Below are 25,359 nucleotides of genomic sequence, written 5' to 3' on the forward strand. Positions count from 1 at the left end.
ACTAATCAGCTCCTTTAGTCTTGGATTCTTCGGAGGAGTCATCGGCAGCGGACGATTGGGCTTCATCAGTCGTTGCTTCCGCTGGTTCGGGATGCCGATCCGGCAACTTCATTGCGGAGCGTTCACGGCTACTGATGATGTCACCCTGGTAGGTCGCCAGTAATTCACCGACCACCTCATCGTCAACATCAAAGACCAGTTCACCGTCTTTAGTGATATCGTTGATGACGGCTTGCACGTTCTTGGCAAACATGTCGGAAGCCGATGCTGGCAACTGACTCGCCATATCGCCAGCCGCGATAATCTGGGCGCCGTTTGGCGTGGTAACCGTTTCGTCGGCCTTAGAACCAGCCACGTTACCGCCCAGTTCACTGGCAGCTAAGTCAATGAAGACCGTCCCAGGCTTAGCATTGTCCACGGAATCCTGGGTAACCAACAATGGTGGCCGCCGTCCAGGCACTTGAGCGGTCGTGATAATCACGTCATTTTCCGCAATAAATCCGGCTAACTCTTCCTGTTGCTTTGCGGTTTCTTCCGGCGTCAAGGCCCGTGCGTAACCGCCTTCACCGGTGGCCGAAACGGATGTCGTCAGGAACGTCGCCCCTAAGGATTCCACTTCGCCCCGTGACGCTGGTCGAATATCGTACCCGGAAACCATGGCCCCGAGTCGTTTAGCGGTCCCAATCGCTTGGAGTCCCGCAACCCCGGTCCCTAAGACTAGCACCTTGGTAGGCTTAGCGGTCCCAGCGGCGGTAATCATCATTGGGAAGTACCGGGTGAACTTATCTGCGGCCAAGAGCGCCGCCTTGTATCCCGCAACACTGGCCTGTGAACTTAAAACGTCCATCGTTTGGGCCCGTGAAACCGTCCGTGGTAGGAGTTCGAAAGCCAGCGCATTAACCTTTTTGGCCGCTAACTTTTTAACAAACTCCAAGTCTGTAAGCGGTGCCAATAATCCTAATAACGTTTGCCCCGCTTGTAAGTGATCCACGACATTGTCGCCGGGTTGACCAATCGTCGCAATAATCGACGCTTTTTCAACCGCAGTATTCCGATCCACTACCTGAGCCCCAGCATCCGTATACGCGGAATCCTGGTAGAAGGCCTGCTGACCCGCGTTCTTTTCGATCAAGACCTGATAATCGCTCTTGACCATCTTGCGGACAACATCCGGTGACAGGGCGACCCGGTTTTCACCCGGCGCCTCTTTCAAAGCCGAAATGGTAATTGCCATACCACACATCTCCTTTTAACAAATTCTTCACAATTCCACTATAAAGCAATTAATCGCGCAAAACAATGGTTAGACATCAGAATTATAGAAAGTCATTTTCTATAATTCACCAATCCCGGTGGTTGGGGGTTGCCACGTTCAAACCATTTAGCACCACTCCTTAGGACACAATCGATACTCTGTCATTCGTGCGCCACCCTATGAGCACGCAACGACAACCCGTTGCACAAATGATAGCGTTTTCACAACCCAATCGTTTACTACCTATTTTCTCGAGCATCCCAATGGCTATCCCCGTCAAAAAATTTTCTGAAAATATTTTTCTACCTTAATTTAGACCAACAAAAAACGAGACAATTGCCCGTCGCAATTATCTCGTTGCACACTGTTCACAATCTCGCACTTAGACTCTCAACTTCCGGTACAGGGTCCAGCCGCTAACGCTCAGAAGCAAGGTGACGACTCCCACGATGGTGAGCCAGCCGTGAGCCTGCTCGTTAGTTTGTGGCAACGTACCGTGGGCCGTGGACCCTAACGAACCGGTTGGTCCCTGACCAGCAGCCACGCCGGCATTCGCCGTGGCTGTGCCGGCGGTGGCACCGCCAGTTACTGAACCAGCGGCACCCCCACCATTGGTCAAGCTTCCGGTGGAACCAGTTCCCGTTGTTGGCGCCGCGCCAGGAGTCGAAACACTTGGTGTGGTAGCCGGATGACCGGTACCTGGTTCGCTCGGGTTAGTGGTTGGTGGCGTCACACTGCTGCCGCCGTTGCCTGGTTCGCTCGGGTTGGTGGTTGGTGGCGTCACACCGCTGCCGCCGTTGCCTGGTTCGCTCGGGTTGGTGGTTGGTGGCGTCACACCGCTACCGCCGTTGCCTGGTTCGCTGGGATTAGTGGTTGGTGGCGTCACACCGCTACCGCCGTTGCCTGGTTCGCTCGGGTTGGTGGTTGGTGGCGTCACACCACTGCCGCCGTTACCTGGTTCGCTGGGATTAGTGGTTGGTGGCGTTACACCGCTGCCACCATTACCCGGTTCGCTTGGATTGGTGGTTGGTGGCGTCGTTGTGCTACCGCCTTCTCCTGGTTCACCAGGGGTCGGCGTAGTCGTCGCCTGATCCGTTTCGTGCAACTGACCAACCGCCGTGCCACCTTCCGTGGATGGTAAACGGAATCGCGGTGGTGTTTAACTCATAGCCGGCCGGTGCCTTAGTTTCCACTAGGGTATAATCGCCCGGAAGTAACCGATTTAACGTAATCTGGCCGTTCGCATCCGTGACTAAGCCAGCTTGGACCACTTGACCAGTACTATCGCGTAACTCAAATTCCGCACCGGGTAAGACGACGTCGTCGGTTCCCGTCTTGGTTAGAACCACGCTACCATAGCCCTGACCAGAACCGGTGCCACTACCACCATACGCAATGTTGGCGGTGACGGAACTACCGTTAGATGAAGCCGTATTGGTCCAGGTTTGGCTACCACCCGTAATGTTTGGCTTCGTTTGATACGTCATATCCACGGCCGTGGTGACATTAGCAAAGGTAAAGGTGATCTCTTGGCCGCTTTGGGAAACGGTCGGGGTCAACTTACCCCCGTTGCTGACGAAATTCCCACTGGCATCATAGGAACCGGTATTCGCCGTCACACTGCCCGGGATAAAGGTCTGATTCGGGCCTAAGGTATCCGTGACGGTGACGGTGCCGATATTCTGACTACCCGCGTTAAAGGCCACGTTCCAGGTCAGAGCCGTTGGCGTCCCATCCGGGGCCTTACTGCCGACCCAGCCAACCTTGTTTACTTTCCAATTGTTATCGGTTGGCTTGGTATCGGTCGTGCCTTTGACGTAGAACTGCAAGGTGCCCTTCCGGTTTCGGGCATTTTCGCCGGCCTCGTTAAAGGTCAACGTCCCCGTCGTCTCACCGGCTTTGATGGTAAAGGACCCGATGACGGTCCCATCTTCAGCGGTCAACGGGATCGTGGTATCGTTCGCCGCGACTAACCCGTTCGGCAAAGTCACCGAGGCCGATTGATTAGCAATCGACACGTCGTCTGGAATCGACCAATTATAACTAGCTTCGTAATTTTCCCACTTACTAAATTCGGAATTACTGGTGACGGTACTTCCGGCGGAATCCGTAACCGTCGCATCCCCAGCGGCCAGACCACTCACGGTCACGGCCGCGTGCGACGTCACGGGGGCGGCCAGCATCAATCCAGCGAGTAACGCCACGATGCCGGCCACGATGGTTGTAACCAACTTCCGCATAAGACATTCCTCCCTTGGTTCAATCTAACTTCCTTTGACCCTTAAGGGACCTCATCTCCTTCGTCCAAATCCCTGACGGACCCACTCGTTACCACTTCTACTATAGAGCGATGCCGTCTAGAAAAGACACTCGCCCTCTTCCATTACCCTCTGGTTTGAGTAATCATGTGGCGCAACTAAGTCCTTTAGTCCCTAACCGGTTGCGTTTTGCCGTTCAGCGGTGCCACCGGTTCATCCAACATTTGGTTGAATCACTCGACCGTTTAACTATCGAATATGACAAACTAATGACAATTAACCGAAATTTGCCGTCAGTTCTTAATCTGGGCGATACACGGCAGTAACACAACCCCGGTAAACTCGGAGACATTAAAGGCGGGCGTTCCGCCAACGATTCATCTGAACTCACGACTTCACCAATCACCTATAGGAGGGTGTCTCTTGACTAAATTAATTACGACTTTCATGACCACTACCGTTGCCGCCGTTAGCTTGTTCCTGTTCGGCTCGATCAACGCCGACGCTGCCACTAAGACCTACACGGTGAAATCCGGCGACTCGGTCTGGGCCATCTCCCAAAAGTTCAACCTGTCAATGGCCACCCTCGAAAAGACCAACCACATTCAACACCACGCCCTCGTTGCTGGTCAGACCTTAACGCTAAGCACCACCGCGAAGGCCAAGACCGCCAAGACGACTTCCACGACGTCTAAATCCACAACCACGACTTACACCGGCGCGAACCTGAAAAGCTACGTCTTAGATCAGATGGCGTCGCGGACCGGCGTTCCGGCCGCCACTTGGAACACCATCATCCAACGAGAATCCAACTGGCAACCCAACGTTCGTAACACGTCCAGTGGCGCGTACGGGCTCTTTCAAAACATGCACATCTCCAGCGGCTCCGTTGAAGAACAAGTCGATGCCGCCGTTAGTCTTTACCAGGCCCAGGGCTTAGCCGCTTGGTCCCTTTAATTCAGAATTAGTCCTAGTCAGCGTGCCCCGGCACGCTGACTTTTTCAATTGTCGACTAAATCGCAATGCCCCCTCGCTATTATTTTGTAATATACGGGATTTTACCGGTCAGCTAACCAACGTCAATCCCCGTCAGACCACCATTTAGCAGGATTAATTCCGACCCTTAATTTTCCGTAAAATTAACCAAATAGACCGCTTTCTGGTCGCTTAGCCGACAGAATTATGATATCGGCTTAATCCCGTAGTAACTCCCTGTTAATCAAACTGCAACATTCATCGGTTAAGCTACTAGGTAATGATTAACAGATATGGGAGTTATTAAAAATATGTCAAAACTTAAACTAAAACTTGCAGCATTCTTATTACTATTCAGCTTTTCCTTCGGCATGGCCACGGACGTTACGGCTAGCCTGGGCACACAAGCCACAGTAACGGCCCAAGCGGCCACCAAATTAACCGCTAAGCAAAAGAAACAAATCGCGGCCATCAACGCGTCGTTGTCCAAGAAACAAAAGGCCGCCAAGAAGTGGATCGCCTACCACGAATCTCGGTACAGCTACACCGCTCGTAACGGGAATTGTTACGGTCGTTACCAACTCTTGAAGTCGTACCTCCACGGTAACTACTCCGCCGTCAACCAAGAAAAGACCGCCAACAAATACGTGGCTGGTCGTTACGGCACCTGGACCAAGGCCAAGAAATTCTGGCAGAGTCACCACTGGTACTAAAAATTTCGCCATTACCCCAACGTCACGGACTTTGCGCCGTGGCGTTTTTTTCACTAAAAAAGCGGCGACGTCCTTTCCGAGGAAAGTCGTCGCCGCTAACACGTTTCAATTTTAGATAGCCCAGATGCGGCCCAATTCATAGTCACCGTTTGGATGTTGATAAACGCTAACCTGGAGACCCTTGGTGTTATTCTGAAACAGAAAAACGTCCTGTTCCGCCGAGGTAGCAAATAAGTGCCACGCGCTCGCGTCGTGTCCTAAGAGGGGCAATTGCTCATGGGTCCAAGTTTCAATCGAGATGTTCTGCTTTTGACTAGTGATACTGGCAACTCCTTTTCTCTAAACAACAATCGTTAATTTTAAATGCGCAATTAAGTTGCACACAATATTATTGTAATGCTTATTATACACGAATAGCTTAGTATTTCAATCAAAAAATTCTAGTTGGTATTAATTAACAGGCTGAAAACGGTTTATATTTAACCAGTTACTCTAAAAAGCGCTCTGAATGACTAGTTACCGTCATCCAGAGCGCTTATTTTAACTGATTAAATTACATCCGGGTCGTGCGTGTCCCGGTACTTGCGTTTCAAATAATAGTAGAGCGGCATTCCCAACGCGATCACGATCATCGAAGCCGCGGCCCCGGTGAAATCGGAAAACAACTCGCTGATAACCACGAAACCGGTCCCCAAAATGGCAAAGATGGGCACGATTGGATACCCCGGCGTTCGAAAACCGGTTGGTTGTCCCTCGTGGCGGCGCCGGAGAATAAAGACCCCGACGAACGCGGCGATGTAGAAACTATACATCACGAAAATGCACAATTCCGACAAGCGGTCCGTGTCAATGGTCAGAATCATCGCCGTCGCTAAGACCAGTAGCGTCAACGTGGCCACCACCGGCGTGTGCGTCTTGGGATTCAAGCGCCCCAGGTACTTCGCAAATGGCAACTGGTGCTTGGCAGCCATCGCGTAGTAGATCCGCGGGAAACTCATCACCTTCCCGTTGAGCGCACCGATGATCGAAATCATGATACCAATATTGATCAACCGGCCACCCCAGGTGCCAAACGCACTGGTGGCAAAGTAGGCCGTGGCGTTTTCCCCCAGTGCGTCAATTCGCGTGGCACTCATCGACCGGAAGATGCCGTAGGTCACCCCGAGATATAGCACGATAATGATCGTAATCCCCAGGATAATGGCCAGGGGTAGGAGTTTTTCGGGGCGCTTGATTTCGCCCCCCCAGGTTGGTAATCAGGATCCAGCCATCATAGGCGAAGATGGTCCCCAACACAGCGACCCCGAAGTTGCCCATGCTCTGATGCACACTGGTGATGGTCTCCCCCAGCGCACTTTGGTTACCGAAAAACAGGCCGAACACGATAATCACCAGAATCGGCACTAGCTTACAGATGGTGGTCACGATGGCAAACGTCGCCCCGTACCGATTCTCTAACATGTTGAGGACCGCAACTAACACGATCGTGATAATCGCGATGGGCGCCTTCCAGAAGGAACTGATACCAAAGAAGTTGACCATCAGTAAGCCCAGGTACCCAGCAATTGAGCCCACGATCGAAGGCGCGTAGACGATCACTTGCATCCAGCCGGACATAAAGCCCCAGAATTCCCCGTAAATGTGGGTCATGTACTGGTACAGCCCCCCGGTATGGGGAATCTGTGATCCGATTTCGGACAACGTTAGCCCGTCCGCCAGGGTAATTACGCCCCCCAGCAACCAGGCCAGTAACGCTAAGTTGGTCGACCCCGTCATTTGTAAAACGGAGGCCTGTTTAAAGAAGATTCCGGACCCAATCACGGTTCCAATGACTAGTGAGAGTGCCGACCACAACCCCAGTGATCGGTTCAATCCCACCGTTGACGTTTCTTTCACGATTTCCCCATCTCTTTCTCTCCAAGCTCCGCGCCGACTGCCACCGGCACGGTGTTAGTTTACAGTATACTGAACCACCGGGACCGGCGCAATCAGAACCGACCGGAAGGGGGATTTCAACGCAAAACCTGCGCGGGGTCAAATCCGGCTCCCATGCTTGGCGAAAAATCGCTATAATAGTAGTCTGTAGTAACTTTTTTACCAACTCAACTGAAAGGATAATTTCGATGACGAATAAACGGATTTCACGTTCCTTAATCGTGATGGTCTTCGGGTGGATGTAAGCTGATTCCTGAGACAACTTTTAAGAGAGCGTATAATGAATAAATCGTCTCTCAAAAGGAAGGAATTTTTACATGCCAACTCGTTACGACAAAGAATTCAAACAAAACATCATCAACCTATATAAACAAGGCGAATCAGCCGCCCAACTGGCCAGAGAATATGGCATTGGCTATTCAACCGTTCATAAGTGGATCCAGGGCCAAGCCAAAACTCAATCCGGTAAATCGCCAGACGAAATTAAAGCGATGGAAAAGCGGCTGGCTTCCCTGTCTGAGGAGAACGAAATCCTAAAAAAAGCCCTGGGCTTCCTTGCGCAGAAGTAACCAATATTTTTGATTACATTCACCAAGAAAGCCATCACCACCAGGTAACTAAGATGTGCCGAATTCTCGGTGTTTCCAGAGCTCAGTATTATCGTTATCGATCCCCCAAGCCTTCAAAACGCCGGGCCGAAGATGAGGACTTAAAACAACGGATTCTGCGGATCTTTGCGGAATTCAAGCAGCGATACGGCGTTATGAAGATCCACCATGAATTGAATCTGGAACTTCAACCACTGCAGCGTCGGTGCAGCCCAAGACGGATTTCCCGGCTCATGAAGGAACTGGATATCCACTCCGTTACCGTCAATAAATGGAAAGCGGCTTCGGCTTCCAAAACCAAGGTTGAACAGCGTCCCAACTTGTTTAAGCAGGATTTCTCGACCACTGGTTTAAATCAAAAATGGACCGCTGATATGACCTATATTCAAACGAAGCGTAATGGCTGGTGTTACTTATCAACCATCATGGATCTGCACTCAAGACGAATTATCGGCTATTCATTCTCAAAAAAGATGGCTACTGATTTAGTCTTAAAGACCCTGGAAAGCGCGGTTAAAAATCGAACCATTACTGGGGACCTGATTATCCACACAGACTTAGGATCACAGTACACCAGCGATGATTACAACCAACGTTTAACAGAACTACATATCCGCCACTCTTACAGCCGTAAGGGGTGTCCATACGATAATGCACCAATGGAATCTTTTCATGCTTCCCTCAAAAAGGAATGTGTTTATCCAGTGCCGGTCTTTGAGAATTATGAAACTGCCGCTGCTGTCCTTTTTGAATATGTGCATACTTTCTACAATAGGAAGAGAATTCATAGTTCACTGGGCTACCAGACCCCCTTACAAGTTGAAATCGCAACACTTACGAGCCAAATGGCCGCCTGATTTAATGCTTTCCATGGTTCAAATAAGTTATTAATCACGATTAATGATTTATTTGAGCTATGGAAGGTAAACGCGGTTCTGAATGTCTCTTAAAACCTGTCTCAAATATTGACTTCAATCCAATTTCTCACCAATAAATTTCCAATATAATATCCTTCTTCTTCTTGATCAATATCTTCTAATAACGCTCTTATATTTTCGTTACTCCAAGAGTACTCTCTTTGATATAAAGGAATTTTGTATTTTATTGCAGCATTTTCTGACACCGGAAATAAATCTACGATACTACGTGGATCTGCATGTATATCCATTGTTAATTATCCCCCTAATGATTTTATAGCAGTCATATTTTGGTAACCGTTTACATTAAACTAATATTCAATATTTACTTTCCAATCCAACTACTCTCTTATTAAATTACATTGAACCATTTTAATTATATCTCAATATATTAAGAACCGTTATGATGAAAATTAAAAATAGAGCAATCAAGCCTAATTGCTTGGTTGCTCTATTAAAGTTCAATTATTTAGCTAGCATCCGCGTCTTCCTGCACGAACGTATGCTTGTCATCCAGCACGTACTGGAACTGCACGGCGTTCAACATCAAGCTCGCGCGGAACAACGCCTTGATACCTTGTTCATTACTCATGACCACAAAGAATTCACGGTCGGTGCCACTGACTCGTTGGAAGTCTTCATATTCTCCCTTGAAACCTTCCTTACGGAACAGTGCGATAATCTTCATCATTTCAACTTGCGTAACTTCTTTAGTCGCCAAATTCAAATCTCTTTTCTTCTCTTATAGTTGTGTATCAATAATGCTAATTTAGTGCCTACCGGGGGTACTCTCTAGCTCAGACAGCTTGTCTTCAATCAATTGGTTAGCTATCCCAAAGGCTTTCAGCCGTCGCTTCGCCAAAGTCAGCTGGGATTTATACCGACTAGGATTCTCTTTCGCTTCAAGGGTCTTCACGACCTCCTGAATCTTATGCAACGTTGAGTCAATCTGACGCTTAGCTTCTAGTAGTTCGTCAACCTCATACATCCAAAGAGCCCTCCCTCGAATAGTCCCAAGTAACCTAAATTAAACGACCAGAAGTGACCAATTAGTGACCACCGGTGGCGAAACGTGGGATTACCGGGCAGCCGATTCCGCTTAACCCCACTAAGCCAATTAGCCACCCCCAGCTAATCGCCTTAGTGACGTTAATCCTCGTCAGCTAACCGCCCTGCGGCACACTCTGATTTTTCCCCACGAAAAAGCCGACCCTGCGTAAGCCGGATCGGCCTTCAATTAAGCTGACAATTACTTGCCCAACTTAACCTTGTTCGTCATGTTTAACTTGTCATCGAAGTCGTAAACCACTGGTTCACCAGTTGCCATTTCGAGGTCCATGATGTCGTCATCAGAGATCCGTTCGATGTACTTGCTTAAAGCACGTAATGAGTTCCCGTGGGCTGCGATGATGACGTTCTTGCCATCCAGCAACTTAGGTGCGATTTGGTCTTCCCAGAACGGCATAACCCGTTCCAAGGTAACCTTCAAGTTTTCACCACCAGGGATGATGTTTGGATCCAAGTCAGCGTAACGACGGTCGTTCACAGCGGAACCTTCGTCATCAGCACTCAACAGTGGAGGCAACACATCGTAGGACCGACGCCAGATGTGCACTTGGTCGTCGCCGTACTTTTCAGCCGTTTCCTTCTTGTTTAAGCCTTGTAATGCGCCATAGTGCCGTTCGTTCAAACGCCACGTCTTAGTTTCTGGAACCCAAAGTTGGTCGGATTCTTCCAAAACGTAGTGTAACGTCTTGATGGCCCGCTTCAGAACTGAAGTGTAGGCGTAATCGAATTCCAAGCCGGCTTCCTTAACTTTCTTCCCAGCAGCCTTTGCTTCTTCGACACCCTTTTCACTCAAGTCAACGTCAACCCAGCCAGTGAATTGGTTGGAAAGGTTCCATTCACTTTGGCCGTGGCGAATCAGTACTAATTTTGCCATTATTTAGACCTCTTTCTTCTTAGTTTTACCCTGTTATTTTACACCATCTCCCCGGAAATTTCAGCATTATTCCCGTTTTAACCCCGGAGTTAGCTAGGTAACCGTTTTCTTCTCATTGGACCAAAAAAGCCAGGTCGGTCACCCGATCTGGCTTACTGATTTTAAATTAAGGTTGCTTACGACTGACAAATGCCAAGCCTAACCCGATAAGCATCAGGCCACCGAAGACCACGCCAGCGTAGTTAGCTTCCTCGTTGGTTTGTGGCAGGCGTCCCGTGGCCGTGACAGGTAAGGCGGCATTGACCGCTGACCCACTGCTCATGGCGTTGGGTTGCGTTGCTGGTTGTGAACCGGCAATTGCCGCTTGGGTCCCGGATTGTGGTAACCCAGCGACCGTACCGTTGTTGGCCGGAACCGTAGCGCCCTGACCGCCGACAACCGGTTGACTTGGCTGAACACTCGAACTCGAGTTCATTCCCGGTGCCAACACGCCCTGACCGGACGAAGCAACACTGGAGCTGGCCGCGCTGCTGGAGATCCCGGGCATACTGGAAACGGCACTACTGCTGCTTACAGAACTCGATGATGCGCTGGGCACCGTGACACTTGGCGTCGATGATGCTTGACTCGATGACTCGCTTGGTACCGTAACCGGTGCTGACGATTGACTTGGCTGCGAACTGCTACTCATGCTAGCAGAACTCGAAACGCTGGGTTCGCTAGGCATCGTCGCAGAGCTGGAAGCACTCGGCAGACTGCTGGATTCCGCGGATTCGTCCGAAGAATCGTCCACGCCACCACCAGCGCCGTCCGTCATGTGACTGCTGGATGAACTATCAATTTCGTTAGAGCTATCTTCATCGACATCACCGCCAGCGCCATCGGTCATGGGCTCGCTGGACGAACTATCTTCGTCAACGCCGCCACCGGCACCATCGGTCATGCCACTACCGCCCACGGTGACCGTGGTCGTTGCGTGACTCGTCACGGTAGAAGAAGTCGGCGTCTTCGCGGGTGTCGTCAAACTAGAGCTGCTCGACGAACTCGATGAGGATGTCGTTGAGGAACTGGTTGGCGTCTTGACCGGATCTGGGTCGGTCAGGCCGTCCCAGTTAATTTGACTCGTGCTGGCGTGCCCGGCAACTTCGGCCGTCGCCATCCAGTTACCGTTTAACCCACTGACCTGAGGCGTGGTCCGGTAATAAACCGCGACCGGTGCGTTCACGTCGCTAAACGCCACCGTCAGTTGTTGACCCAACGTGGTGGTGCCGTTCACGGTAACCGTCGGTGTCAGCTCGTGGCCACCGGTACTACTGAAGGACCCATCGGCATTAAAGGTCCCGGTCGTCGCCGTGACACTGCCGGGGACGTAAGCCTGCCCCGGACTCAAGGTATTAACTAAACTCGCATTGCCCAAATCCTGACCGGTCGAGTTGAACCCGACGTTCCAAGTCAGCTGATTAGGATAATTGTTGGCATCCCGGCCGGTGATATTGCCGTTCACATCGACCGTCCAATTAGCCGTAGGGGTGGTGGCAGCTTGTGTCGTCACTGGGATGGCTAACGGGATAATTCCCATAATCATGGCAGACAAACTCGTCATGATGACCTGACGTAATCTGCGCATTAGAACTCCCCCTTTGGTCGCAACCATCTGGTAAAAGTCCACACTTCACCAGTGGTTAACCTATCTGTTTCATCTTCAGCGTAGGCCGAAATTAACCGTAATTATAATTTTGCCGATAGATAACCCCCTGGTTAGGCAACTGATGGGGCCTAACTAATTTCATTTTGACTATGCTGGAACTGGTGGGACCGCACAAAAAAACGGTGGCTCTCCGTAGAAAGTCACCGTTTTGGGATTGAATTAGTCGTCATCCTGATCATCGCCACGGTGTCGGCGTCGCCCGTGCGTCTGCCGGTACTGGCGAAGCTTCTCGACGTCCACCCCCGGATGTAAGCCGTGAACCGGCCGCACACCCAAGATATCCAGGAAGAAGGTAAAGATGGGGACCCCCACAATCAGGCCCCAAACGCCGAAGAGTTGTTCACCCGCCAACAACACCACGAAGGTGTAGAAGATGGGCAGCTCCGTGCGACTGGACATGAACTTGGGGTTTAACACGTAGGCCTCTAACGCGTGGACCACCACAATCATAACTAAGATGTAAATGATGTAGCGGTAACCGCCGACCGAATAGCCCAGCACGGCCAACGGAATCACGGATACAATCACCCCGGCCACTGGAATCAGGCTCAGGATGAAGATCATGATGGCCAAAGTTGGCAGTTGCGGCATCTTCATGATGGCCAGAATCACCGTGGTAATCACGGTGTTGCACATCGCGATGAAGAATTGGGCTTCCAACACCACGCCGAAGGTATTGATGAATTTATCGGCGAAGAACTTGATATCCTGGAAGACCCAGCCGTAAGTACTGGTCAAAAAACGTTGGGAAAAGGCCGTCATCTGCTTGCTTTCAATGGTAAAGAAGAAGCTGAGGATCATCGACATGAACAGCGTCAGACCGAACGAACCAATCGTCGAAACGTAGTTCAAAACGACCTTGGCCCCATTCTGTACCTGTCCTAGCAGGTCCGAGGTGCTGATGTAGTTGGTCACCCAACGGGCAATCTGGTTAGTGTCGTTGTCCGGGTTCTGGTAAAACTTGTAAAGCTTCTCAATCCCGTGGACCGACGACGTCACGATCTGGGGCAGATAGGTAGTCACGGCCCAATACAGGCCCCCCAGAATGATCACGTAGGTCAGCACCACAATCAATTGCGTTGGAATCTTGACGTGCCGCCGGACGAACTTGACCAGCTGAAGCACCAGAAAGGTAAAGATAAAGGTCAGTAGAATCGTGTTCATTTCGCTGCGGACCAGCCACAGGATTAGGATGATAAAAGCTAGCACCACGAAGCGGCGTAAGCGAATGTTCGTTGTAAACCGTTCCCATAAATTCAAGGTCGAATCCCCCCACTCTTTTAGTCAGCTTTCATTATACCGCAACGCCCCCATTTCCCTAAGGATTTCCCCAGCGGTAGCCTAGACAATTGCGTTGGGCGGCTTAAAAATTGCGTTGCTGTCGGCCAATCAAAAAGACCCGCCAAACTTGACGGGTCCCCACTGTAAACTTCAGCGTGCTAAGATTCAATTTGTTCGAGGACCACCGGCCGCTCGTTTCTAAACGTCAATTGGAGATCATCCAGGGCTAAGACCCGGTGAATAATCGCCGATGCGCCCCCCATCAGGGAAGCTTCCTTGGCGTTCTTGGTCAAGAGGAGCGGCGCCTTGCGCGGAATCGCCAACTTATCGACGTACCCACGGATGTCGTCCATCAATTCGGGCAGGAGTTCCAAAATCGGGGCGTTCAGCAGGATTGCGTCCGGCGCAAACCCACTAGAAATGTTCGCCAAAACCTTGGCCAAGTAGTAGGAGAATTCATCCAAAATCGCTAATAATTCTGGTTGGTGACCCAGATAATCCCGCCGAATCCGGTTAACGTCGACCCGGTCGAGCTTCTGATAGGCCATAATGCGCTTCAACACACTGGTCTCGGAAACGTAGTGGTTCACGGTCTCTTGATTCTGTTCCTGATAGCGGTCGGCCAACGGACACTTCCCGATGACCCCCGCTTCCCCGCGGTGACCGCGGTACAGGTGACCGTTCGTCACGATACCGGCGCTGACCTGATCCCGGATGGTGACCGAAATTAGGTTTTCGTAAACCCCTTCGCCGGAGAAGTCCCGTTCGAAGATGGCCGCTTCGTTGGCCAAGTTTTCCAGCACCACCGGCACGTTGAACTTATCGCCGAAGTACTTTGCCAGGTCAAAATCCTTCAACCCGTTCAGTCCGGCGTTTAAAATTTGGTTTTCGTAAATCACACCGTCTAAGCCAAAGGACAACCCGAGTAACCGGGTATCCCGGTCACCCATCATCTGCCGAATGTGTTCTTCAATCATGTCGAGCACGGACGTGAGATCCACGTTACGCGTCGACACACTCGTATAATCTTCTGATTTACCATCTAACCGACAGGCCAACATGGTGAACCGTTGGCGTAAGATGTTGATGCTGATCACGTACCCATAGTCCACGTTGAGTAACGCCATCACCGGCTTCCGGCCACCATTCCGCGTACTAACACCGTGACCCACTTCGCGAATCAAACCTTCGTGAAGTAATTCGCTATAGATATCCGAAACGGTCACCTTGTTCAGGCTTAGGTTCCGAGAAATCTGACTCCGCGAAATTGGTCCAGCATTGACAATCTGTTGCAATACTTGCTTTTCGTTCGTCGTCCGCATGATATGTTTGTTAATAATCATAATATGGTAGTGATGTTGGACCCCCGATTAACCGCGACGCTACGCCCATTCAAGGCTCAGTAGAATCGCTTGACCCCCCAAGATCATCACGGTTCTGGCTAACCGGTGCCACACCACCTTACCCCCCTTACAGTGTAATTGGTTTGTGGACCTATTACTATAGTAAACCTCCCTTACCAATAGCGGGTAAATAATGACTCACCGTCAATCCGACTTTCCAGGTGGTAAAATACCCACCAAACCGCTGGTAATATTGACGTTTTGTGCGTCAAATCACGTTAAGTGCCGTCAGAAAACTTTCAAACTGCTGGTAAGCTATCCTTACAAACTACATTACCCATCAATTGATTAACCGGAAGTAAATACTTAGTCGTAAATAGTCCAGTTTCCTGCTGAATCGCTGGTTAGTTTATCATACGATTAATTAGAAGCCGTCGCCAATCACCTAGTTAATTAAGTCACCCATCAAAAAACGCCACCCGCAAGTGACGTTAGCTGTTTATTTTAAATATTGTTGCGTGTACTTAGTCAACGACAGGCCCTTCTTATTCGCCTGCTGTAAGGCTACCCGGACGTCCTGATCGCTCATGGCGTCAGCTTGCCCACCGGCAGCGTTAATCGTTTGCCGGGCGGAACTAATCTGACCGGCCGTGATGACCTTTCCGTTTAATTCTTGCTGCTTCTTGGTTACCGTGTATTCGTTCGACCCCTGATAGTTCTGGGCGGCCGCGGATTCCGACGACGTCAGCGACGCTCCGTTACTGCCGCTGTTCGCTGCCTGACTACTGTCGCTAGCCGAACTGGTCGCCGTGCTCGAAGACGTGGTGGCCGCACTACTACTATTCGTGACCACGCTGGTCTGTCCCGCATTGTTAGCTTTCCGTAAGGCTAAGGCTTGCGCGTACAGGTTCTTGTAGTAGACCTGTTGGAACTTACGGTTGTTGAACAATTCATCAAGCGTGGTGTTCGATGCGCCATAATTTAACGCCTGGTTCTGGTCTTGCGCCTTACTCAACACCTGTTTGAACTGTGTGACGTTGGCCCGAATCACCTTAACCTGCTTGAGCCGCTTGGTGGCGCGGTTTACCAGGACCGCCGAGCCATTCTTGGTGGTCTTGACCGTCTGGTAGTGCGTTTGGGCGTGCCCAAACTTACGCGCGTCCATGGCATTTTCCCCGGACACAAACCGTTGCGTCTGCGTTAAGTACGTTTGCGCGGTCCGATCGTTCAGCCGCCGCTTCAAGGCGTTCTGAAAGTAGCTTTCGGCTTGCGTATAATCTTTATTCTTTAAGGCTGTCCGCCCGTTAGTCATTGCCGCTTGGTATTCCTTCGCGGTCGCGTGGTGGTTAGAGTAAGCATAGCCACCGATGAGCAATGCGACCACGATTGTCGCGACGACCCATACCCATTTTTTCAAAGTGAAGACCTCCGCTGGTTTTTGTAGTTTCATTATACCATGTCCGTTTAGTAAATCCGGTAAATTTGCAAACTTCGCTGGCGGTTAAGCGGTTACACTGAGCCTCCCCCTTACGTTAGCCAGGGGAAGTGGCGTATAATGGCGTGGTAAATCTGTTTTCCTTATCGGAAGACAAATCAGAAAGGACCCTTGACATGCTTGAAAAGACTTTTTACAAAACGTTTCTTAGTCACACCTTCAACATCCCCGTCCGCGTAAATTACTGGGACGGTACCAGTGACGTCTACGGGGCCGGCACGCCCGCTAACACGATCACCATCCACCAGGCGATTCCGGTCAAGGAAATCTCTCGTAACGCGTCCATCGCGTTGGGGGAAGCCATCATGGACGGCACGATTGAAATCGACGGCAGTATCGAAGACCTGCTGACGGCCGCCTACGAAAATGCGGACAGCTTCTTCCATAATAAGAAGTACATTCACTTCTTACCGAAGCAAAAGCACACCGAAAAGGAAAGTAAGGCCGACGTTCAGAACCATTACGACATCGGGAACAACTTCTACCAACTTTGGTTGGACAGCACCATGACCTACTCGTGTGCCTACTTCGAGACGCCCGACGATGACCTGGAGACCGCTCAAGTCAACAAGGTCCACCACATCATCAAGAAGCTCAACCCCCAACCGGGTAAAACGCTCCTGGATATCGGTTGTGGCTGGGGTACGTTGATGCTTACGGCCGCTAAGGAATACGGCTTACACGTCACGGGAATCACCTTAAGTCAGGAACAATACGACTACGTGACTCAACGGATTAACGACGAGGGTCTCCAAGACGTCGCCGAAGTTCGGTTGGAAGACTACCGAGAATTAGGCCACGAACAGTGGGACTACATCACCTCCGTGGGGATGTTCGAACACGTCGGCGCCGAAAACTTAGGCGAATACTTCAACTGCGTTCAGAAGTACCTGATGAACGACGGTGTGGCCCTAATTCACGGAATCACCCGGCAACAGGGTGGCGCTAACAACGGCTGGCTAAACAAGTGGATCTTCCCCGGTGGCTACGTGCCTGGTCTGGTGGAAAACACGACCCACATCATCGAAAACGGCTTACAAATCGATGACATGGAACCCCTGCGCCGGCACTATCAAAAGACCGTGGAAATCTGGGATCAAAACTTCAACCAACACCGCGAAGAAGTTGCCAAGATGTTCGACGATAAGTTTGTTCGTATGTGGGACTTGTACTTACAGGCCTGTGCGGCATCCTTCAAATCCGGTAATATCGACGTGATTCAGTATCTGATTTCCAAGGGGCCTTCCGCCCGGATGTTACCGATGACGCGGGACTACATGTACGCCGAAACGGATAAAGTAACTGACTAAATTGAGTCAATGGTTGCGGCCGCGGACCGTAATCCAACCTAAAAGCTTACCCACTACGTCTGATCAACGTAATGGGTAAGCTTTTTAATGACCAGTTAGTACAGAAAAGACCATATACAATAGACATAGGCCAATGATAATTTCGGCTAGTGCAATCTCCTCACCCCCACACGTGTGGGGAATACCGTCTGATCAGCGTAATGGGTAAGCTTTTTTAGGAATCACCCCCACACGTGTGGGGAATACTAGTTGAAGTCAAGGATTCAGGCATGTCGCGTAGAATCACCCCCACACGTGTGGGGAATACGTCCCAAGGGTGCCCATAATCACGTCCTAGCGGGAATCACCCCCACACGTGTGGGGAATACGTTCGATAATCCCTTTGACGGGGTAACTTACTAGAATCACCCCCACACGTGTGGGGAATACTTGTTGGACTAGCCGCGAGTGCTGCTTCAATTAGAATCACCCCCACACGTGTGGGGAATACGTGGTTCCAAGACGCTAGTGCTAATTACTAGTGGAATCACCCCCACACGTGTGGGGAATACACGGTAACCCTGATGAGTTTGGCAACAATCATGGAATCACCCCCACACGTGTGGGGAATACCCTTGGCGACCATTAATGATGAGGCTGTAGCCGGAATCACCCCCACACGTGTGGGGAATACCTGACAGTTTAACGATGGCGTACGGCGTCTTGAGAATCACCCCCACACGTGTGGGGAATACTCAATGACACCGACCTTATCCCACTGGTCTTCAGAATCACCCCCACACGTGTGGGGAATACCATTAAAGCCTGATAGCCTTACTGGGACGGTTAGAATCACCCCCACACGTGTGGGGAATACCATATAGGGTGTGGGGGGTATACCCCGTTAATAGAATCACCCCCACACGTGTGGGGAATACAGCAAGCGTTAGTAGAAAAATAAAATCCGGAGAGAATCACCCCCACACGTGTGGGGAATACACTAAACAAAAGCCGTCATAGCAGCATTCTAAATCTCGTCTATTGCAGTTTTACATTAACTTGTTTTCATTAATTGTACCTACAATGCGCTCTATTTTCAATCAAAGATACGAATACCCTATTAATTATATTTTTAATAAAAAAGGCATCACCCACTTCTCTTGAGAAGCGGATAATGCCGATATAACGATTTACTATTTTTTATATCACCATCGACAGCAGAAACACGCCAATCAGTCCCGTAATCACGGAAATGGCCATTGAGCGCGTGCGGTACGCGATGATGATGACGATCACCGCCGCCAACATTTCTGGCACCTGGGTGAAGATCAGCTGGTAACTTTTACTGTCGATAAACACATCTTTAACCACCAGAGCCGTAAAAAGCGACACGGGGACAAACTTCATCCATTCGTTAAACCACTCTGGAATCTCACGCTTGGTAAACAGCATCAGCGGGATATATCGCGGCAGGAAGGCAACGAAAAAGCCGAGAATAATTAACCAAAAATGCTGCGTACTGGTCCACGTATTAACTGTACTCATAAACTTCTCCCTGCATCCTTATTTTCCATCCGAACCTTCTACCGCCGATTGCTTAGCCCCAGGGCTGCGTAACTTCCAAAACCAGTGACTATCCGGCAGACGCTTCCGTAGCGTCGTCTCCAACCCAAACCCAATCAATGAGGAGATGATGGTCGAAATCACCAGCCCCAGCGTTGATTTGGTAATCATCATGCAGACCGCGGCGAGCACCCCGGAAATCAGGCAGATCACCACCGTTAGCCGGTTCTTGATCTGCATCACGATCATGTAGAGGAACAGGGCCGTCAGCGCGAAATTAACGATGCCGAGATCGATTTTAAGTGCGCTCCCGATCAAACTCCCGATGACGTTACTCATCGCCCAGAACAGCAACGAGTAGTGTTCTACCATTAGGGCTTCCTTACCCGTCCACTTCTTATCCGTGGCGAATTTAAGGTAGTTGATGGCGTAGTTTTCATCGTTTAGTGAAATTGCAAAGATAAATAAGAAGCGGTTGGATTGACCCTTTAAATATGGAGAAAGACTCGAACTTAAAAGGGCATACCGTAATTCCAAGAAAAACAGCATCAAGACAATTGAAAGTAATGGGGAATTAATGGTCAACATCGTGGCAATTAAAAATTGTGCCCCACCGGAGAAAATCAATAAGGAAACTAATCCGGTCAATAGGGTATTGAACCCTGCCGCGTGGAGCAAAATCCCACAAGCCAGCCCGATAGGAATGTAACTCAAGTTAAGGGGCATGGCTACCCGCAGTGTCGACCGCCATAAGGGTTCGTTGGGATCAGGCACTTGCTTGGGGTTGGGCCTTCGTTTATTCAAGAATGTTTGCCTCCGTCGAATACTCTGAGATATGAAATGCGTTATAAAACCACACGAGGATATTTTACCATGTTTCACAAGATTTTCATACCGTAACCCGAACATTATCAAGGGGCAAAACGGCTTTTTCGCTCCTGGTTCCCCATCTTTGTGAAAATTTGCGGTGACTTTTCATCGCTCTATCATGCAAAAACGGCGGCAGACCCCAGAGGTCCACCGCCGTTTTAATTAAGCTAATTGTTTAGGAGTGCCGCTTACTGGTTGGATCTTCAACCGCCTGCAGCTTCTGGTTATCGTCTAACTGTGAAACGCCCATCAGGTGCTTCTTCTGTAACCAATGCATGGTTGGGAACAGGAGTGCCAAACTGATAATGACGAAGAGCGCTAAGACAAAGACCGCTTGCCACTCAACACCACTGCCCATACCGTCCGTAATGGCTTGCCGGAATCCGAGGATTGAGTAAGTCATTGGTAAGAACGGATGAACGACGTTGTAGAAGTGGTTCGTGACTTCCATTGGGAAGGTCCCACCGGAGCCCCCTAATTGCAGCATCAAGAGAACCATGGCGATAAACCGCCCTGGGTTGTCCAGGAGCATCGACAGGAACATGACAATGAACATCGACGCCTCCGAGAACGCAATTGAGAGGATGATCAGTTGTCCTGGGTGGGCAACCGACAAGCCCCCTAACATCATCAGGGATGGTTCGATCACGGCCATGGCTAAGGCTTCAACGGCCCCAATCGAGACCTTACTGAAGAACCAGCCCGTTGCGCTGCCGCCTTCCATCGACACCTTCCGAATTGGGAAGGCGAAGTTGAAGACCAGTGCCCCCACGTAAAGAGCCACAGACAGCACGTAAGGTGCTAAGGCGTGCCCGTAGTTCGGCACGTAACTGTAGTTCTTGTGGGCTAACTTGGTTGGCGACGAGAACATATCCGCCGTCTTGCTAGTCAGTGGTTGGTTATTGATCTGGTCGGCCCCAGACTTCAGGGACTTGGCCAGCTTACCGCTCCCGGCGTTCAGCTTCTTGGCCCCGGCAACTAACTTCGGACTGTTGGCGTTCAATTGTGCTGAGCCAGCAGCTAACTGGTTCACCCCACTGGTCAGCGTTGGCACCTTGCTGTTCAGTTGCGCGGTCCCAGCGGCTAATTGGCTGGCCCCACTGTTTAGTTGCGGTGAAGCTTGGTTCAGCTGGTTACCCGCAGCCGTCAGTTTACCGGTGCTGGCGTTCAGCTTGTTGCCGGCGGCCGTTAATTGACCGGTATTGGCGTTAAGGGTGTTGCCGGCAGCCGTGAGCTTGGCAGCGCCAGACGTCAACTGACTCACCCCAGCAACCACGGTAGAGGCTTTACTGCTTAATTCAGCCGTTCCGCTTGCAAGTTGGCTAGAACCAGACTTCAACGTCTTACCATTCTTGGCCAACTCTGCCGTCCCGTTCATAATCTTGGTAATCCCATTTTGAAGCGTTGGCACCTGAGCGTTTAAGCTACCGAGCCCACTCTTCAGTGAGGTTGACCCCGCGAAGGCCTTATCCACGCCTGACGTGTATTGACTAACGCTACCGCTTAACGTGGAAGCACCCGTGCTGAGACCATTAGCACCGTTTGTCAATGTATCCAGTTGTTCCTTCAATTTGGCTTGACCACTGGCAGACGCTAATTCATTGAGTTGAGCCAGCATTGGCGTCAGGTTGTTTTTCGTCGTTTGCGCATCGGCAATGACTTTAGCCAAGGCATAGTTGCCACCGGTTCCCAAAGACCCGGTACTGATGCTTTGAGAAAGTCCTGCTACCTGAGCGGCTAACGTCTGCGTTGCTTCGTTCAATTTTTGTTGAGCTGAACTAATAGCTGCCACATCCGCTGTAATTGCCGAGCTAGCTGACGAAGTCGTCACTTGCTTAGTCGTAGACCCACTTTGTGACGAGCCGGCATTAGCCAGTAACGCATCCGCCTTACTCAACAACTCCTTGGATTTAGTCGCATCATCCGTACCTTCAGCTTCTTTAATTAAAGCTCGTGCACTAGAAATGGCACTTGAACTAGAATCGGAACCAGTTGTCGCGTTCGTCGTAGTCGTGGTTGAACCCGACTTTGTTGCATCCTGCTTCAACTGTGATGTTGCTGCGGTCACACTGCTAGATGCTTCATCAACAGCGGATTTAGCCGCAACCACGTTACTTACAGATGTTTTTAGCTGATCAGAAGCACCAGCTGGAGCAGCTGCCTCTAACGCCTTAACTTCATCAATTAAGGAATTTACTTGATTTAACTGCGTTGCTCCCGACGCCACATATGATTCGATAGTTGAACGTAACGTAGCGACACCGCTATTAAACTTTGAAGCCCCAGCGGCTAACTCGCTAGCGCCACTATTCAACGCACTAGAGTTACCACTTAATTCCGACAATCCAGAATTGAGCGTGCTACTCCCGGTGTACAGCTTGGAAACACCATCTGCCAATGGTCCCACGCCACTCCCCAGTTGTTTAACCCCTGAGTTCAACGTGTAAACGCCATCGACATACCTATAAGTGCCATCCTTTAACGTCTGTGCCCCAGAATTTAACAGATTAGTGCCGTCAATCAACTTAGGCATTCCGGCACCCAGCGTGTTAATCCCACTGGCCAGCGTGTTCACGCCAGAAGTATACTGACCCACTCCGGCCGTGTACTTGTTCACGCCAGAGGTGTATTGACCCACACCGGCTGTATATTGGTTGACCCCAGACGTATATTGGCCCACACCAGAAGTGTATTGGGTCAGGCCGGACTTCAACGTCGCGGCCCCATCGTTTAACTGTTGAATCCCCGTGGCTAACGGTTTCACGGACGTCTTCATGGTTTGTAACCCATTGTTTAACGTCTTAACCCCCGTCGTGTAGGTGTTTAGCCCATCCGTCAGGGTCGTGGTCCCGTCCTTCAATTGAGCGGAACCCGTGGCCGCCTTGTCCATCCCCTTGCCGACCTGGTAGACCAGCTTAAAGGTCGCCTGAGCGTAAGCCTTGGTGACCTTCGCACTGATCTCGCTTTGCAGCTTAGAAGCGCCGACTTCACTCATGACTTCGGCGATATAGTTGGCCGATGCATTGGTGTTGTACGTCAACGTCATCTTCTTGGGATGCTTGTCTAACGCCGTGGCCGCGTGGGCCGAGAAGTTCTTGGGAATTGTGATGACCGTGTAGTACTTACGGTCCTTTAGCCCCTGGGCAGCTTGTTGCTTAGACACAAACTTCCAGCCCAGTTGGTGATTCTTCTTCAGGTTGGTGACGGTCTGGTCACCCACGTTTAACGTCTGCCCCTGATAAGTCACCGGTTTATCCAGGTTAACCACCGCTACCGGCAGTTTACTGGTTTCTCCGTACGGATCCCAAACGGACCGCAGGAAGAAAATACTATAGAGGAATGGAATAAACATAATTGCTAAAACGGAAATCAAAATCAACCGATTATGCCGAATATAGCTCCATTCGCCTTTCACCATTTTCAAAAGTTCCAACTCCCTTTATCCTCAAAATTTCCTTAAAAATTGCGCGTTTTCAGCTAATCATAAGGTATATTCGCACATTAATACTTGACTTGTCAAAAAAGCAACAGGTCGTCAACTATCTTTTAATTACTGTAAACACTTGGTACACCAACGTTTTCGGGTAATTTACCCAATTATAAAAAAAGACACCGTTGCCTGGCGCGTCGCCTTCAAGCCGCGGTGGGCGCGGGACACCAGCCCGAATGTCTCCGCCATTAATGCTATTATGCCGAATCCTCCTCGTGATTAACTTGATATTAATCAACTTAGCACCATAACTTTTAGGCGCAGGGGGTCCCCGCTTGGGAAAAAGGCCTACAAAAAAGGACCCCCTTCGCCTGAATGGGGTCCCCTAACTTATTTTAACAATGGTTGAAACACTAATCGTTTAGAACAAGGCCACAACCCAGCGCCACATCCGCACAAAGACGTTGGCCCTTTCTACGGATTGGGTCACCTTCAGCGGTACCTTGACCGTCTTGGTGTTGCCCAAAAAGCCGAGTTGGTCCCCCTTCAAGGAAAGGTTGGCAGTCCCGATTTGCTGGTTCTTGGCGACCGGGGCCTCCAGGGCGTTATCCTTGGTCAGACTCGCCTTCAATTGCGGCTTGGCCGTGATGTTGCTGGCCACCTGGTCGTTACGAATCCAGAGCTTCACGTCACTGGCCAGCGCCGTCTGCGCGGTCTTGGCCTTGGCATCGTGAGTCGTGATCGACTTGGCCCCGGTGATCGATTGGCCGGCGTGGTACGTCACCGTCTTGAAGTTGTTGTAGACGTACGACATCATCTTTTGGGTCTGTTGGAACCGTGACGGGTCCGTTTCGGACTTGTGCGCGGCGTGTAAGACCACCGTGATGATCCGATTGCCGTTGTTGTGTGCCGTCCCGGTGAAGTTAGCCCCGGCGGCATCCGACGTCCCGGTCTTTAACCCGTCCACGTGTAACTTGGTGTACGACGCGGTCAGGCCCTTCAACATCCAGTTCCAGTTTTCCATCTTGGTGGCATCCTTAGTGCCCTTTTCAAACCACATCTTGGTAATCTTGGTGGTCTGTAGAACTTCAGGATACTTGTCCAGTAACGCCACGGCGAGCTTGGCCTGGTCGGCGGCCGACCATTCGTTTTCGGCCTTACCAGCAACGTTGCTGTAGCCCAGATCGCCCACTTGCTTGTTGGTCAACCCACAGGCGTTGTAAATCTTGACGTTGGTCATCCCCAGCTTCTTGGCTTGGGCCTTCATCTGGGTCACAAAGGCGTGTGGTGAACCCGCCACGGCGCTCCCTAAGGCCTCGATGGCCCCGTTAGCGGAGTAAATCAGAGACGCCTGGTAGAGGGCCTTGACCGTGTAACTGTGTCCCGCGCGCAGCGGCACGTTGGACAAATCGGTGTCTTCAGCGATCTTGGCGATCGGCTTACTGATGGTGATCTTCTGGTCCCACTTCAGCTTGCCGGCGTGAACCGCCTGTAACACCAAATAAATCGATAACAGTTTAGACATCGAGGCCACCGGCAAGGACTGGTCACCGTTCTTCTCGTACAAAATCTGGCCGGTCGTGGCGTCCACGGCAATCCCGGCCTTCGCCTTCAGGTTTACCGTGGAACTGGTGGTACTCGTTGTCGCAGCGTGAGCCGTTACCGTAGGCGTTACTGCGCCGGTACTCAGGCCACCCGTAAGTAAGGTTACGGCCGCGACGACCCCAACCATGAATTGACGTAAACGTTTCAAAGCAAAACTCTCCCGTTCTTATGT

20 protein-coding genes, 1 pseudogene and 1 CRISPR repeat array are annotated in these 25,359 nt (G+C 50.7%); of the genes and pseudogenes, 5 read left to right on the top strand and 16 right to left on the bottom strand.

Translation table 11 applies throughout. The features are described 5' to 3' along the window. Nucleotide 1: 1 nt before the first annotated feature. From RI501_RS11130 to RI501_RS11140, 3 genes are all read right to left on the bottom strand, one after another. Complete coding sequence (locus RI501_RS11130; protein WP_313822601.1) at nucleotides 2-1,234, bottom strand: NAD(P) transhydrogenase subunit alpha; 1,233 nt, start codon at nucleotides 1,232-1,234, stop codon at nucleotides 2-4. A gap of 403 nt (nucleotides 1,235-1,637) precedes the next feature. Then, nucleotides 1,638-2,360: an LPXTG cell wall anchor domain-containing protein gene (locus RI501_RS11135; RefSeq protein WP_313822603.1), complete on the bottom strand. Its 723-nt coding sequence runs from the start codon at nucleotides 2,358-2,360 to the stop codon at nucleotides 1,638-1,640. Further along, nucleotides 2,317-3,495: a SpaA isopeptide-forming pilin-related protein gene (locus tag RI501_RS11140; protein ID WP_313822605.1), complete on the bottom strand. Its 1,179-nt coding sequence runs from the start codon at nucleotides 3,493-3,495 to the stop codon at nucleotides 2,317-2,319. Before RI501_RS11140 ends, RI501_RS11135 begins: the two co-directional genes overlap by 44 nt. Nucleotides 3,496-3,936: 441 nt before the next feature. On the opposite strand from RI501_RS11140, the gene RI501_RS11145 reads away from it, so the two are divergent. Next, entirely contained in the window at nucleotides 3,937-4,470 is a 534-nt protein-coding gene (locus RI501_RS11145) for a LysM peptidoglycan-binding domain-containing protein (protein ID WP_313822607.1), read from the top strand. A 329-nt stretch (nucleotides 4,471-4,799) separates the two neighbouring features. After that, entirely contained in the window at nucleotides 4,800-5,201 is a 402-nt protein-coding gene (locus RI501_RS11150) for an aggregation-promoting factor C-terminal-like domain-containing protein (protein ID WP_313822609.1), read from the top strand. 548 nt (nucleotides 5,202-5,749) lie between these two features. On the opposite strand, the pseudogene RI501_RS11155 reads toward RI501_RS11150, so the two are convergent. Further along, nucleotides 5,750-7,097 (bottom strand): annotated as a pseudogene (locus RI501_RS11155) (APC family permease). 356 nt (nucleotides 7,098-7,453) lie between these two features. Here RI501_RS11155 and RI501_RS11160 point away from each other — a divergent pair. Both RI501_RS11160 and RI501_RS11165 read left to right on the top strand, forming a co-directional pair. Further along, nucleotides 7,454-7,705 (top strand): IS3 family transposase, encoded by a 252-nt coding sequence (locus RI501_RS11160; RefSeq protein ID WP_002816285.1) that lies wholly within the window; start codon nucleotides 7,454-7,456, stop codon nucleotides 7,703-7,705. A gap of 17 nt (nucleotides 7,706-7,722) precedes the next feature. After that, the gene (locus RI501_RS11165; RefSeq protein WP_313823228.1) at nucleotides 7,723-8,601 is read left to right on the top strand and encodes an IS3 family transposase; all 879 of its coding nucleotides are present in this window, start codon (nucleotides 7,723-7,725) and stop codon (nucleotides 8,599-8,601) included. 101 nt (nucleotides 8,602-8,702) lie between these two features. On the opposite strand, the gene RI501_RS11170 is transcribed toward RI501_RS11165, so the two are convergent. The 8 genes from RI501_RS11170 to RI501_RS11205 all read right to left on the bottom strand — a co-directional run bounded on the left by RI501_RS11170 (nucleotide 8,703) and on the right by RI501_RS11205 (nucleotide 16,352). Then, on the bottom strand, nucleotides 8,703-8,912 hold the full coding sequence (locus RI501_RS11170; protein ID WP_313822612.1) for a DUF262 domain-containing protein: 210 nt from the start codon (nucleotides 8,910-8,912) through the stop codon (nucleotides 8,703-8,705). Between the two features lie 218 nt (nucleotides 8,913-9,130). Then, nucleotides 9,131-9,382, bottom strand: coding sequence for a hypothetical protein (locus RI501_RS11175; protein ID WP_045808046.1), 252 nt, complete (start codon nucleotides 9,380-9,382; stop codon nucleotides 9,131-9,133). 48 nt (nucleotides 9,383-9,430) lie between these two features. Beyond that, nucleotides 9,431-9,649, bottom strand: a complete 219-nt coding sequence (locus RI501_RS11180) for a hypothetical protein (protein ID WP_313822616.1) — start codon at nucleotides 9,647-9,649, stop codon at nucleotides 9,431-9,433. A gap of 261 nt (nucleotides 9,650-9,910) precedes the next feature. After that, nucleotides 9,911-10,603: a 2,3-diphosphoglycerate-dependent phosphoglycerate mutase gene (locus tag RI501_RS11185; protein WP_057733565.1), complete on the bottom strand. Its 693-nt coding sequence runs from the start codon at nucleotides 10,601-10,603 to the stop codon at nucleotides 9,911-9,913. A 166-nt stretch (nucleotides 10,604-10,769) separates the two neighbouring features. After that, nucleotides 10,770-12,230 carry a collagen binding domain-containing protein gene (locus RI501_RS11190; protein WP_313822619.1) on the bottom strand — a complete coding sequence of 487 codons (1,461 nt, stop codon included), beginning with the start codon at nucleotides 12,228-12,230 and terminating at the stop codon, nucleotides 10,770-10,772. A 240-nt stretch (nucleotides 12,231-12,470) separates the two neighbouring features. Continuing rightward, a complete protein-coding gene (locus RI501_RS11195; protein WP_313822621.1) occupies nucleotides 12,471-13,571 on the bottom strand; it encodes an AI-2E family transporter in 1,101 nt (366 codons plus the stop codon). Nucleotides 13,572-13,750: 179 nt separating this feature from the next. Continuing rightward, nucleotides 13,751-14,887 carry an ROK family protein gene (locus RI501_RS11200; RefSeq protein ID WP_313822623.1) on the bottom strand — a complete coding sequence of 379 codons (1,137 nt, stop codon included), beginning with the start codon at nucleotides 14,885-14,887 and terminating at the stop codon, nucleotides 13,751-13,753. A 547-nt stretch (nucleotides 14,888-15,434) separates the two neighbouring features. Further along, nucleotides 15,435-16,352, bottom strand: coding sequence for a hypothetical protein (locus RI501_RS11205; RefSeq protein WP_313822626.1), 918 nt, complete (start codon nucleotides 16,350-16,352; stop codon nucleotides 15,435-15,437). 194 nt (nucleotides 16,353-16,546) lie between these two features. Between RI501_RS11205 and RI501_RS11210 the strand changes: the two genes are divergently transcribed. Next, nucleotides 16,547-17,740 (top strand): class I SAM-dependent methyltransferase, encoded by a 1,194-nt coding sequence (locus RI501_RS11210; RefSeq protein ID WP_313822629.1) that lies wholly within the window; start codon nucleotides 16,547-16,549, stop codon nucleotides 17,738-17,740. Nucleotides 17,741-17,897: 157 nt separating this feature from the next. Beyond that, nucleotides 17,898-18,718: direct repeats of the CRISPR family, unit length 28 nt; unit sequence GAATCACCCCCACACGTGTGGGGAATAC. Between the two features lie 201 nt (nucleotides 18,719-18,919). On the opposite strand, the gene RI501_RS11215 is transcribed toward RI501_RS11210, so the two are convergent. From RI501_RS11215 to RI501_RS11230, 4 genes are all read right to left on the bottom strand, one after another. After that, entirely contained in the window at nucleotides 18,920-19,264 is a 345-nt protein-coding gene (locus RI501_RS11215) for an AzlD domain-containing protein (protein ID WP_313822630.1), read from the bottom strand. A gap of 18 nt (nucleotides 19,265-19,282) precedes the next feature. Next, the gene (locus RI501_RS11220) at nucleotides 19,283-20,086 is read right to left on the bottom strand and encodes an AzlC family ABC transporter permease (protein ID WP_396442525.1); all 804 of its coding nucleotides are present in this window, start codon (nucleotides 20,084-20,086) and stop codon (nucleotides 19,283-19,285) included. A 241-nt stretch (nucleotides 20,087-20,327) separates the two neighbouring features. Further along, entirely contained in the window at nucleotides 20,328-23,570 is a 3,243-nt protein-coding gene (locus RI501_RS11225) for a YhgE/Pip domain-containing protein (RefSeq protein WP_313823232.1), read from the bottom strand. Between the two features lie 433 nt (nucleotides 23,571-24,003). Beyond that, nucleotides 24,004-25,335, bottom strand: coding sequence for a D-alanyl-D-alanine carboxypeptidase family protein (locus RI501_RS11230; protein WP_313822632.1), 1,332 nt, complete (start codon nucleotides 25,333-25,335; stop codon nucleotides 24,004-24,006). Nucleotides 25,336-25,359 lie beyond the last annotated feature (24 nt).

The organism is Levilactobacillus zymae, assembly GCF_032190635.1.
Classification (GTDB): domain Bacteria; phylum Bacillota; class Bacilli; order Lactobacillales; family Lactobacillaceae; genus Levilactobacillus; species Levilactobacillus zymae_A.

Excerpts from the sequence above, each read along its gene's own strand:
- RI501_RS11130 (WP_313822601.1), bottom strand. The coding sequence starts at position 1,234 with ATGGCAATTACCATTTCGGCTTTGAAAGAGGCGCCGGGTGAAAACCGG.
- RI501_RS11140 (WP_313822605.1), bottom strand. The coding sequence starts at position 3,495 with ATGCGGAAGTTGGTTACAACCATCGTGGCCGGCATCGTGGCGTTACTC.
- RI501_RS11150 (WP_313822609.1), top strand. The coding sequence starts at position 4,800 with ATGTCAAAACTTAAACTAAAACTTGCAGCATTCTTATTACTATTCAGC.
- RI501_RS11160 (WP_002816285.1), top strand. The coding sequence starts at position 7,454 with ATGCCAACTCGTTACGACAAAGAATTCAAACAAAACATCATCAACCTA.
- RI501_RS11170 (WP_313822612.1), bottom strand. The coding sequence starts at position 8,912 with ATGGATATACATGCAGATCCACGTAGTATCGTAGATTTATTTCCGGTG.
- RI501_RS11180 (WP_313822616.1), bottom strand. The coding sequence starts at position 9,649 with ATGTATGAGGTTGACGAACTACTAGAAGCTAAGCGTCAGATTGACTCA.
- RI501_RS11185 (WP_057733565.1), bottom strand. The coding sequence starts at position 10,603 with ATGGCAAAATTAGTACTGATTCGCCACGGCCAAAGTGAATGGAACCTT.
- RI501_RS11190 (WP_313822619.1), bottom strand. The coding sequence starts at position 12,230 with ATGCGCAGATTACGTCAGGTCATCATGACGAGTTTGTCTGCCATGATT.
- RI501_RS11210 (WP_313822629.1), top strand. The coding sequence starts at position 16,547 with ATGCTTGAAAAGACTTTTTACAAAACGTTTCTTAGTCACACCTTCAAC.
- RI501_RS11215 (WP_313822630.1), bottom strand. The coding sequence starts at position 19,264 with ATGAGTACAGTTAATACGTGGACCAGTACGCAGCATTTTTGGTTAATT.
- RI501_RS11225 (WP_313823232.1), bottom strand. The coding sequence starts at position 23,570 with ATGGTGAAAGGCGAATGGAGCTATATTCGGCATAATCGGTTGATTTTG.